This window comes from Clostridiisalibacter paucivorans DSM 22131 (assembly GCF_000620125.1).
Classification (GTDB): Bacteria; Bacillota; Clostridia; order Tissierellales; family Clostridiisalibacteraceae; genus Clostridiisalibacter; species Clostridiisalibacter paucivorans.
Window position 1 is genome coordinate 1 of record NZ_JHVL01000071.1, and the last position, 10,796, is coordinate 10,796.

The 10,796-nt window shown below is 30.2% G+C and carries 12 protein-coding genes; 1 reads left to right on the plus strand and 11 read right to left on the minus strand.

Annotated elements, in window-relative coordinates:
- The 5 genes from Q326_RS17510 to Q326_RS18705 all read right to left on the minus strand — a co-directional run.
- The coding region (locus Q326_RS17510) for a UPF0236 family transposase-like protein (protein ID WP_034602423.1) at positions 1-201 on the minus strand (201 nt) is incomplete at its 3' end.
- Positions 202-402: 201 nt separating this feature from the next.
- Complete coding sequence (ppsA, locus tag Q326_RS0114185) at positions 403-2,754, minus strand: phosphoenolpyruvate synthase (RefSeq protein ID WP_026895978.1); 2,352 nt, start codon at positions 2,752-2,754, stop codon at positions 403-405.
- Positions 2,755-2,851: 97 nt separating this feature from the next.
- On the minus strand, positions 2,852-3,871 hold the full coding sequence (gene splB, locus Q326_RS0114190) for a spore photoproduct lyase (RefSeq protein ID WP_026895979.1): 1,020 nt from the start codon (positions 3,869-3,871) through the stop codon (positions 2,852-2,854).
- 98 nt (positions 3,872-3,969) lie between these two features.
- A complete protein-coding gene (locus Q326_RS0114195) occupies positions 3,970-4,605 on the minus strand; it encodes a DUF4397 domain-containing protein (RefSeq protein WP_051531523.1) in 636 nt (211 codons plus the stop codon).
- Positions 4,606-4,642: 37 nt separating this feature from the next.
- Positions 4,643-4,819: a hypothetical protein gene (locus tag Q326_RS18705; RefSeq protein ID WP_169733590.1), complete on the minus strand. Its 177-nt coding sequence runs from the start codon at positions 4,817-4,819 to the stop codon at positions 4,643-4,645.
- A 177-nt stretch (positions 4,820-4,996) separates the two neighbouring features.
- Between Q326_RS18705 and Q326_RS0114205 the strand changes: the two genes are divergently transcribed.
- Positions 4,997-5,212 (plus strand): DUF378 domain-containing protein, encoded by a 216-nt coding sequence (locus Q326_RS0114205; protein WP_026895981.1) that lies wholly within the window; start codon positions 4,997-4,999, stop codon positions 5,210-5,212.
- A gap of 8 nt (positions 5,213-5,220) precedes the next feature.
- Here Q326_RS0114205 and Q326_RS0114210 read toward each other — a convergent pair whose 3' ends face one another.
- From Q326_RS0114210 to Q326_RS0114235, 6 genes are all read right to left on the minus strand, one after another.
- Complete coding sequence (locus tag Q326_RS0114210; RefSeq protein WP_026895982.1) at positions 5,221-6,054, minus strand: carbon-nitrogen hydrolase family protein; 834 nt, start codon at positions 6,052-6,054, stop codon at positions 5,221-5,223.
- Positions 6,055-6,068: 14 nt separating this feature from the next.
- Complete coding sequence (locus Q326_RS0114215) at positions 6,069-7,409, minus strand: TldD/PmbA family protein (protein ID WP_026895983.1); 1,341 nt, start codon at positions 7,407-7,409, stop codon at positions 6,069-6,071.
- Positions 7,409-8,800: a TldD/PmbA family protein gene (locus Q326_RS0114220; RefSeq protein ID WP_026895984.1), complete on the minus strand. Its 1,392-nt coding sequence runs from the start codon at positions 8,798-8,800 to the stop codon at positions 7,409-7,411. The genes Q326_RS0114215 and Q326_RS0114220 overlap by 1 nt, the downstream gene beginning before the upstream one ends.
- Positions 8,801-9,079: 279 nt before the next feature.
- On the minus strand, positions 9,080-9,241 hold the full coding sequence (locus Q326_RS18710; protein ID WP_169733591.1) for a hypothetical protein: 162 nt from the start codon (positions 9,239-9,241) through the stop codon (positions 9,080-9,082).
- Between the two features lie 82 nt (positions 9,242-9,323).
- A complete protein-coding gene (locus tag Q326_RS0114230) occupies positions 9,324-9,914 on the minus strand; it encodes a hypothetical protein (protein WP_026895985.1) in 591 nt (196 codons plus the stop codon).
- Between the two features lie 105 nt (positions 9,915-10,019).
- Entirely contained in the window at positions 10,020-10,619 is a 600-nt protein-coding gene (locus Q326_RS0114235) for a TetR/AcrR family transcriptional regulator (protein ID WP_026895986.1), read from the minus strand.
- Between the last annotated feature and the right edge of the window lie 177 nt (positions 10,620-10,796).

Genomic DNA, 10,796 nt, shown 5'->3' on the forward strand with positions numbered 1-10,796 from the left:
ACCCATTACTGTCTTGATACATGTTTTCTTGAAACCTTTATTTCTATATATCTTCTTATCTCTTTCTTTCATTAGCTCATCATCTAGTTGATTAAGTAGCTCTGTGATTATTTCACATGCCTGACGGCAAACAAATTCATAAATCCTTTTCTCTAAATCCTTGAAATTTATATCCATTTCCTTTAAACTTATCTTATACATGTAATCACCTAACTTTCTAGTTTTCTTCGCAGATACTATTATATTGGATGATGCATGTATATGAAAGATGCCTTAAGGCATCTTTTTTATTTTTTGTCCTTTTTGCCTACTAAAATTATACTCTAAGTAATAGTTTGATTATTTTCCACATTACATAAAAATACCTACCTCTTTTTGAGGTAGGTATTTTTACTTATCAACTTATTTTCTTATACTATTTAATAATATTCTCTGTTCTACAGAAGCCACAAGTTTTCTAGTATATGCTACTGTATCTGGATTTATACTCATACTATCTATGCCTTCCCTCACAAGGAACTCAGCAAATTCAGGATACAGTGAAGGTCCTTGACCACAAATTGATACTGTTTTTCCATGTTTATGTGCTGCCTTAATCAATGTAGATATGGCTTTTTTAACCGCTGGATCTCTTTCATCAAAATATCCCATACTATTTAATATTCCAGAATCTCTATCAGCTCCTAAAATCAATTGTGTCAAATCATTGCTACCTATACTGAATCCATCAACCAATTGAGCAAATTCTTCCGCTTGGAATATCACAGAAGGCACTTCTGCCATTATCCAAATTTTAAAATTAGGATTTTGTATTAATCCTTCTGATGCCATTATCTCTTTTACCCTTTTAAGCTCCCATGTAGTTCTTACAAAGGGAAGCATTGCCCATACATTTGTTAATCCATATTCTTCTCTTACTTTTTTTAGAGCCTTACATTCCAATCTAAATCCTTCTTCATACTCTGGAGAAATATATCTTGATACTCCCCTCCATCCAATCATAGGATTGTTCTCTATAGGTTCTACTTCATCTCCACCCTTTAATCCTCTAAACTCATTGGTTCTAAAGTCACTAAGTCTTACCACTATAGGTTTAGGATATATTTCTTGAGCTACCTTCGTTATACCCTCTGACATTTTCTCTACTAATAAATTTCCCTGTCCAGTCCTCAACAAATACATGGGATGGGCACCAACCATATTAGTAAAAATAAACTCTGTTCTCATAAGTCCTATACCATCAAATGGCAAATGTTTATATTTTTTTATTATTGATGGTTCTCCTAAATTCATATATATTTTTGTTCCTGTTATAGGTGCCAATTTATGCAATAACTCTTCATTTAACACTGCTGCTGACTGACCTTCATTACTTTTTTCTTCTTGTTGTAATACCTTGCCTTTATATACTACACCCCTTGTAGCATCTACAGTTACTACATCACCATCATTTAATTTTTCACTGGCATCTTTAGCTCCTACAATACATGGCACTCCCAATTCTCTAGATACTATGGCAGCATGACAAGTCCTTCCCCCTTCGTCAGTTACAACTGCAGCAGCCTTTCTCATAGCAGGAACCATGTCTGGATTAGTCATTACAGTTACTAAAATATCTCCATCTTTTACCCTTTCAATTTCATCTATACTATTTATTTTAATTACTTTTCCGCTACCTATACCAGGAGATGCAGCTAATCCTCTGGCTAAAACAGTTAATTCTTCTGTGCTATTGTTATCTTTCATCTCTTCCACTTCCCCCTTTAATGTAGTAATCGGTCTAGATTGTAAAATATACAATTCCTTAGTATCTTTATCCAATGCCCATTCTATGTCCTGAGGAGCATTATAAAGATCTTCAATTAACATTCCATTTTTAGCTAAAACATTGATTTCTTCATCACTTAAACATTGACTTGAAATCTTGTCAGCTCCTAAATATTCTTTAACTTCTACTTCTACTGTCCCTACTCCTTGGTCCTTCTTAACTATCATCACATTCTTTTCTGATATATGTCTATCCAATATATTCATATTTTCCTTTTCTACAGTATATTCGTCTGGAGTTACTATACCTGATACCACAGCCTCTCCAAGACCCCAACTGGCATTTATCATAACTTCTTTTCTATTGTTATTTATAGGATTAGCTGTAAACATAACTCCTGATTTTTGACTGTTTACCATTTTCTGTACTACAACACTCAATGCTACATCAAAATGATTAAATCCTTTATTCTCTCTATAGTATGTAGCCCTAGAAGTCCAAAGAGATGCCCAACACATTTTAGCATGCTTCATTACTTCTTCTATTCCAGCAATCTCTAGATAAGTGTCTTGCTGTCCTGCAAAAGACGCCTCAGGTAAATCTTCAGCTGTAGCAGAACTCCTTATGGCAACTGCTGGATCCTTTATACTGATTTTTTGGCTAAACTCTTTATAGGCATTAATTATTTCCTCTTTGAGCTCATTTGGAGTATTAGCACTAACTATCATATTTCTAATTTCTCCACATTTTTCATTTAATTCTTTATTATCATCTATATTCATATTTGATACAATATTAAATATTTTTTCTTTTAAATCTGTTAATCTTATAAATTCATTATATGCATCTGCTGTAACACAAAATCCAGGTGGTACATTTACTCCCTTTTGAGTAAGTTCTCCTAAATTGGCTCCCTTACCTCCAACCATTGGTATATCATTTTTATCAATTTCATTAAACCATTTTATATATTTGTATTTAGACATACTAATTTCCCCCTTTACTCATAATCATAGTATTATTATAGCACATTTGATTAAATGTGTCATACTTTTTAATAAAAAATATTATTAAAATTTTTTATTAAATTATATAATCAATAATACTGTTAGGAAAATAGCTTTTTATAGATCTATTAAAATATTCTCTTATTTCATTTAATATTTCTTTATCATAAACATATTTTCCATATCCAAATTGTCCATATTTAAATACTCTTCTTTCTTCATCCATAGGAAGAGTAGAGTTGGGGAATATTTGTAATATACGATTTTTTGCAGCATTTGTATACCTATGAGATATAACCTCAAAATGTATTTCTTCTTTATATTCATTTGACAAGCTTTCTTTTAGAGTTATTAACATATCATCGTAATCATTTTTCCAATTCTCATATATAATAACTGGTCCTATAATAAATCCTGTTGGATATCCTTTATCCATAACTTTTTTTGCAGCTATTAATCTTTCATTTAGTCCTACTGTAGCATGTTCATATTCATTTATTACTTTAAAAGTATTTATACTAAACCTTATAGTTGTATGTCCATTATGATTAATATCTAATAAATCATCCACATCATCAAATTTAGTAACAAATCTAAGGCGCCCATACTCCTTATCACCCATAAATTCAATAACTTTACCTAATATTTTAGTATATCTTTCAAAGGGAATTGGATCAGATGTAGCTGACATTTCATAATATGTTATTTCTGGCTTTCTTTCTTCCATATATTTTTCAGCAGTGTTTAATATCTCATCTACATTGACATATATAGTAGTATAAGGTTTTTTCCCAAATCTTGTATTTAAATAACAGTATTCACATTTGCCTGTACAACCAGAAATAAGAGGCAACTGATAATGGGCTGATGGTTTGCATGATTCAAACTTTTTATTTTTTCTTACCCTTATAACTAAAGTAGCCTTTCCCTCTCCATATTCCATTTGTGGCGTTTCCTTTGGTATAGCGGTTACTCTATTGTTCTTTAGTATATCTGTTGGTATTTTCATGTCATTAAATTTTTTATACAACCTCTGTCCTAAAGGATATTCCAGTGACTTTTCTTCAAAAAGTACTCTGTTGGGCAGATATTTCATATTCATCTTCCTTTCCATTTGTAATAATATTCTCACTTTACATAGTATGTCCATATCTTTAATATTATAATAGGCGACTAAAAATCAATCGCCTATATTTAATAAGATGCCTTGTCTAATGCTATTAAAAGCTGTAAAGGTGCCTCTCCTGAAACTTCTCCTACAGCATATACTGTATAATATCTATTAGGTCTAATATTTACATTAGGCACTGTCAATACTACTCTGTTTCCACCTGAAGGTCTTACTTGTAAAGTATATCTATTGGGATCAATCATTCTATTTGGACTTACCTCTCTAAACTCTATATTTCTAAATAATATAGTTCCATCTGATGTAAGAACATCTACTGCTGGTGCATCAGGAGAAAGGTGTACAAACTTAATTTGAGCTTTGCCTGATGGAAGCATCATAGCAGTATCATTTATAACCATTGGCTTTATATCCTCCAAAAGTCCTGTAGCAGCTACAGTATAGTTAGAATTTGGAAATACATCGACCTCTGTATCTATAACTGGATTCCTCCTTGTTCCAGATGCAAAAACTTTTATATTATATATTCCTGGCACTAAAGCAATATATTCTGTAAATCTCTTATATGGTAATCCTTCAACTAACAATGTATCATTCAAATATACATCTACTGGTGGTGCATCAGGAGAGGCATGCAATACCCTCATATAAGAAGATTTTTCTCCATAACATCCTCCATACATATCTCTATAATCATACATAATTTACCCTCCTAAAATTTAAATCCAAATTATTATACTAGCAAAAACATTCTCCAAATATTATCACTAATAATAAAAAGAAGAATAATAGGCTTTCGTTTCCTTCATCAAACCATCCTCCATTATTGAATAAAATAACTAATATCAAAAAGAAAAACAACATAACACTATCGTTTCTACAGTTGCATTGTAAACTTAAATTTTCTTCAGACATATAATAAACCTCCTTTAAAGGGTATTCTCTATAAAATTCTTTTTTATTTTTAATATATTTTATTCAAATTTTTTTTATTTGTTACTTTAGGAATTCTTTAAGAAAATATTTTTTATCATGTATAATATTTCAAGATAATAGAGATAATATTTTTGAGAACAAAAAAGGAGTGATATCATGGAAAGTAATTTTCTAGATAGGACTGCATTAGTATTAGTCATAATAGGCGCCCTAAATTGGGGACTTATATCTCTATTTGAATTTGACCTAGTTGCTAGTATTTTTGGAGGGCAAACAGCTTTTTTAAGCCGTTTAATTTACGGACTTGTAGGATTGTCTGGATTGTATAGTATATCACTACTATTCAGATCTAGAGAGACAACTACTGAATAAAATATAGGTTATCCCAAATGGGATAACCTATATATGTCTTTTCTCATATGTTTAAGCAAAGGTAGTTCTTCTCTTATTTTGTGTATCATATCTAAATCAATTTCTTGAACTATTATGTCTTCAGAATAATCCAATTGTTCAATTACACTTCCCCATGGATCAACTATTAGAGAATGTCCGTAAGATTTATAATTACTTTCTTTATTTTGTGCTGGAGCAGTTCCTACCATAAAAATTTGATTATCTAAAGCCCTTACCCTAAATAAATGTTCCCAGTGTGCAGGTCCAGTAATCATATTAAACGCAGCAGGTATAAAAACTATATTTACTCCCTCTATACTCATCAATCTTATAAGCTCAGGAAATCTTATATCATAGCAAATTGCTACACCCATCTTTCCGAATTCTGTATCAAATACTGTAATATCTTTGCCTGGACTCAATACTTCTGACTCCATAAATCTAATTCCATCTTTTACATCAATATCGAAAAGATGTATTTTTCTATGCTTTCCTATACAATTTCCCTCTCTATCAAATACAAAAGAAGTATTATATATATTATTTTCATCATCCTTCTCTGGTATAGAGCCTGCTATTATATAAACAGATTTTTCTTTGGCTAATTCAGAAATTCTTTTGCAAGTTATACTCCCTGTAGCTTTTTCAGCATATAGAGGAAAATATTTATTATCATATGGACAATTAAACATTTCAGGAAGCATTACTAGCTGAGCCCCCATATTTACCGCTTTATTGATCATGTCTTCAGCCTTCTCAATATTTAATTCTTTATTTTCTTGAACCTTCATTTGACACAATCCAATTTTAATTTTATTCATTAAACCCCTCCCATTTATTTTCCAGAAATATTCAATTCTTTAATTCTTATCGATGGTGAACCTATATAACCATTTCCCGAAGGTAAAGTAAACATAATATTATTGTCCAATTCTTCAATATCTAATAATAAATTAATAAAATTGCCTGCAATAGTTATTTCGTTTATTGGCCTCCCTATTTTTCCATCAATAATCTCATACCCATAGGCAGATAAAGAGAAATCTCCAGATATGGGATTAAGTCCTGAATGTAGCCCTTGAACATCTATTATAAACAGTCCATTTTTCATATCTGATATAATTTCTTTTAATTCTTTTTTTCCTTTATCTATATACATATTAGTTGGTGATATGGTTATTGTATCTTTATAATTAGACTTATATGCATTTCCCGTAGATTCTATACCTTCTCTTTTAGCTGTTTTTAGATTATGTAATAAAGTGGTTAATACTCCTTCATCTATAATTTTTTTATATTTTGTTGGTACACCTTCGCTATCGAAAGATGAATTTAAAATTCCCTTCTCCATAAAAGGGTCATCTACCAATGTAATTAATTTACTAGCAATTTTGTTACCAACGCTATCTTTTAATAAAGATATATTCTTTTGAGCATTTTCAGCAGAAAACATTGGTGAAAACGCCTCTAATATATTTGCTACAACATCACCCCTTAATACCATAGGATATTTTCCTGAATTTATAGAAGATGCATCTAACATTGATATTGCCTCATCTACAGCCTCTTTGGCCAATGCTTTCCCATCAAAATTATTAAAGTTTTTTGAAACCATATATTTACCACTGGTCTTTACATCTTCTTTCTCCTTAACCATAACGGAAATATATGCATATCCAATATTTCCATTATTATTTAATTTTAGACCCTTCGTATTAATTATTTCAGTATGGGTATTTTCTTCACTATATAGACAATGATTAACAGAAATAACCCTTTTATCTAGGGCCTTAGCATATTGTTCCATTTCTTTTACAAACTTTATTTTTTCTTTTGTATCTATTTCACTTAAATTGCATTTATAAGGTCCTATATCTTTATAATGTTTAGAACCTTCATATATATATTCTTCATTCAAATCTAAAGTTTTACTATTTTCTATAATACTATTTAATATCTTAGTTATTGATTGATGTTCTAATTTTTCTGTATAGGCATATCCCATTTTGTTATTATATATGCCCCTAAAAGACACTCCTTTTTCTACTGCTGTAGTATATTTATCTATTTCTCCATTAAATACAGATATATCTAATTTCTTCTCTCTCTGTGAAAATATTTCTAAATCTTCAATCCCCATATTTTTTGCTTCTTTAAACACTCTATTTATATCCATTATATTTGCCCCCCTCTTCCGCCTACAATCATACTGCTTACTCTTATAGTAGGCTGTCCAACATTAGTTGGAATCATTCCACTAGAAGATCCGCATATACCTTGTCCATGTGCTAAATTATCTCCAACCATATCTATATTCATAAGTATATTCTTTCCATTTCCTATGAGAGTAGCTCCCTTTACTGGTCTATCTATTTTTCCATTTTTTATTAGATAGCCTTCAAGTACAGCAAAATTAAAATCTCCAGTTGCAGGATTTACAGAGCCTCCCCCCATGTATTTCGCATAAAGTCCCTTTTCAGTATTAGCTATAATATCAGATTTTTTAGAATCCCCAGATTGTATATATGTATTGGTCATTCTAGATGTAGGAGGATATTTATAAGACTGTCTTCTTCCTGAACCAGTTGGCTCCATTTTAAGCCTTTTTCCATTTAACCTATCCACCATATATCCCTTAAGAATACCATTTTCTATAAGTATATTTCTCTTTGTAGGGATTCCTTCGTCATCTATATTTTGAGAACCCCAACCATTTGGTATAGTTCCATCATCTACAGCTGTAACTAAATCTGAAGCCACTTTGTGACCAATTTTATTGGCAAATACTGATGTCCCTTTAGCAACTGAAGTCGCTTCTAATCCATGACCACAAGCTTCATGAAAAATCACGCCTCCAAACTTGTTATCTATCACCACAGTCATTGGACCACTGGGACAATCTTGACTATGTAACATAGTTTTTGCCATTCTTGCCGATTCTTTTGCATAATCTTCTATATTAATAGTATTATAAAAATCAAATCCCATATGGGCCCCTGGCCCCATAAATCCAGTTTGCATATTTTTCCCATCGGATGCAGTAGTTTGTATAGCTGTCCTTGTCCTAACCCTTCTATCCTCAACAAATAACCCTTCCGAATTGGATATCAATACATCTTGTACATAGTCCATATATCTTATTTTTACTTGTATTATGCTCTCATCATAATCTTTAGCTTTATAATATGCCCTTTTCATTAATTCTATCTTTTTATTCTTATTAACCTTATTTGGTAGCATAATTATATTATGATGGCCTTGTATGATATTCTTATGCAAATTAATCTTTTTATATGGTTTATTTACAGATATAGTTAGACAAGCTTCGTTAACTAATTCTATTAAATTATTTCTAGATGTATCACTAGTATATGCGTAGACACTATTATTATCTTTAAAAATTCTTATCCCTAGACCATATTCTATGCCAGATATACTTTTTTCTATATTTCCAGCTGCCATTTCTATATTATCCACTTCCTTATTTTCCACAAATATCTCTACAAAGTCTCCACCTAATCTTAGTCCAATATTTATTATTTCTTGAATTAAGTCTTTTTTTATCATACTGTACCCCTCCAAATATCTTTATAATATATTATTTCGATATTTGTATTAAATTTCCTTTAAAATCAACTAGGTATGGCTTTTACTTTTTATAATTTATAATCACAAAACCTCTATAAAAGTCAGGAGTATTTCACAAAATTTGCGTGCATACAAATAAGTTAGTAGTTAACTACTCGATATCAACTACTAACTTATTCTTGAAACTCATATGTTTTTTATAAGTTTGTCATTAAATTAAGGATGCTTAAAGATATTTCTTTAATTATAAGTATTGTTTTAATAGCAGGATCCAAAAATTATTATTAATAATAGGAAGAAGAACAACAAGCTTTCATCTCCATCACCGCCGAAGCATCCACCATTATTAAAAAATAATACTAATAAGAGAAAGAAAAATAGTAGGCTTTCATCTCCACCACAAAATAGTCCCTCTGCCATAGTCTATAACCTCCTTATATTAATTTTAGCTTTGGCCTACTATATACTATGTTAATCATTAAATTTTGGTTACATCTAAATATTAAAATTTTTCATCGGGTGTCTTCATAATCTCCATGACTTTTTCAAACTTTCTAACTTTTTTATATTTTTCATCTTGGATAAGAGGTTCAAAACATTTGATTAAATCCAACAGATTATTGAATCCTACTGTATTAATTGATTGTGTCATTACGCCATTTTTATATAACTTTTCCTTTGAACTTTCAAGATTATCTCTAGTTTTTATAACCTTTTGAACCATTGTCTTATTTTCATCATCCAAATATTTCATAAGTTTATCTAATATTTCTTTTTTTCTATCCTCTCTGCTTTTAGTAATATCCACACTTTTTATCTCTCCACTATAATCCTCTGACTTAATTCTATTGATCATATTAAGTATGTTCATGACATCTTGAACCTTCGACAATGCCAATTGTTCCTTTTCAGAGAAATATGGTTTTATATCCTTTACCATATTTACTCTCTGCTGAAAATCATATTCAAATAAAGATGATACCTTATTAAAAATATCATCTTTACCTTTAGAGAACATAAGTACAAAAGGAATAAATAAAAAGAAGTTGCTTTTATGTGTACTTGATTCTTTTTTAGGTAACTCATCATACATATCACTAATCACCTCTAAAATAGCAGCTTATATTTTTTCATTATATATTATGCATATATCTCTTTTTTGTGCAATAATTAAAACCAGCATATATGCTGGTTTTAATTATTGCTTTGTAAATGTTCCCTCTTTTATAAATTTCATCATATCTTCAAAAACATATTCAGGAACGCTGGTATCTTTCCATATCACCCATCTCAATCCTATAAAATTCGAAATACCCATTAAACAATATACTATAGTTTCAGGGTCTAATTCCGATTTTATTTCATTATTTTTTTGTGCTTCTTTTATACCTTTTATATAACCTTTAGCTAAACCTTGATAGTAATTTTTAAATAAAGACTCGTCAACAAACTGTGATTCCCATACTATCTTATATAGTCCCCTGTGTTCAGATACAAAATCAAAAAAAGTTTTAAAGCCTATATACTCCAATTCATATCTAGTTTTACAACATTTAGTTGATCTGTGTATAGCTGTTCTTAAAGTTTTACTTAGTTCCTCTACTAGATAACAAAAGACACTTTTTTTATCCTTAAAGTATATATAAAATGTACCTGGCGCAATAGATGCATTTTGTGTAATATCAGTTATAGACGTATTGTAATAACCATTACTACTGAAAAGCTCTTCGGCTGCCTTTAATATTTTATCTAATGTTTCCTGTCCTCTATTAGTTTTTGGAAAGTTAACCTCATTCAACTACTTTCACCTCATCCTTATATAGCATTTAATTAATATATAATACTTATTATTTTATCACAGATATATAATTTTCTACAATAATCCACCAAATTTTAAGAATAGAGGTGCAAATACCAATGCAACTATGGTCATAAGTTTAATAAGTATATTTATAGAAGGACCAGAAGTATCCTT

What these genes read in the sequence shown, in the direction of transcription:
- ppsA (WP_026895978.1), bottom strand. Translation starts at nt 2,754, where the DNA reads ATGTCTAAATACAAATATATAAAATGGTTTAATGAAATTGATAAAAAT.
- splB (WP_026895979.1), bottom strand. Translation starts at nt 3,871, where the DNA reads ATGAAATATCTGCCCAACAGAGTACTTTTTGAAGAAAAGTCACTGGAA.
- Q326_RS0114195 (WP_051531523.1), bottom strand. Translation starts at nt 4,605, where the DNA reads ATGTATGATTATAGAGATATGTATGGAGGATGTTATGGAGAAAAATCT.
- Q326_RS18705 (WP_169733590.1), bottom strand. Translation starts at nt 4,819, where the DNA reads ATGTCTGAAGAAAATTTAAGTTTACAATGCAACTGTAGAAACGATAGT.
- Q326_RS0114205 (WP_026895981.1), top strand. Translation starts at nt 4,997, where the DNA reads ATGGAAAGTAATTTTCTAGATAGGACTGCATTAGTATTAGTCATAATA.
- Q326_RS0114210 (WP_026895982.1), bottom strand. Translation starts at nt 6,054, where the DNA reads ATGAATAAAATTAAAATTGGATTGTGTCAAATGAAGGTTCAAGAAAAT.
- Q326_RS0114215 (WP_026895983.1), bottom strand. Translation starts at nt 7,409, where the DNA reads ATGGATATAAATAGAGTGTTTAAAGAAGCAAAAAATATGGGGATTGAA.
- Q326_RS0114220 (WP_026895984.1), bottom strand. Translation starts at nt 8,800, where the DNA reads ATGATAAAAAAAGACTTAATTCAAGAAATAATAAATATTGGACTAAGA.
- Q326_RS18710 (WP_169733591.1), bottom strand. Translation starts at nt 9,241, where the DNA reads ATGGCAGAGGGACTATTTTGTGGTGGAGATGAAAGCCTACTATTTTTC.
- Q326_RS0114230 (WP_026895985.1), bottom strand. Translation starts at nt 9,914, where the DNA reads ATGTATGATGAGTTACCTAAAAAAGAATCAAGTACACATAAAAGCAAC.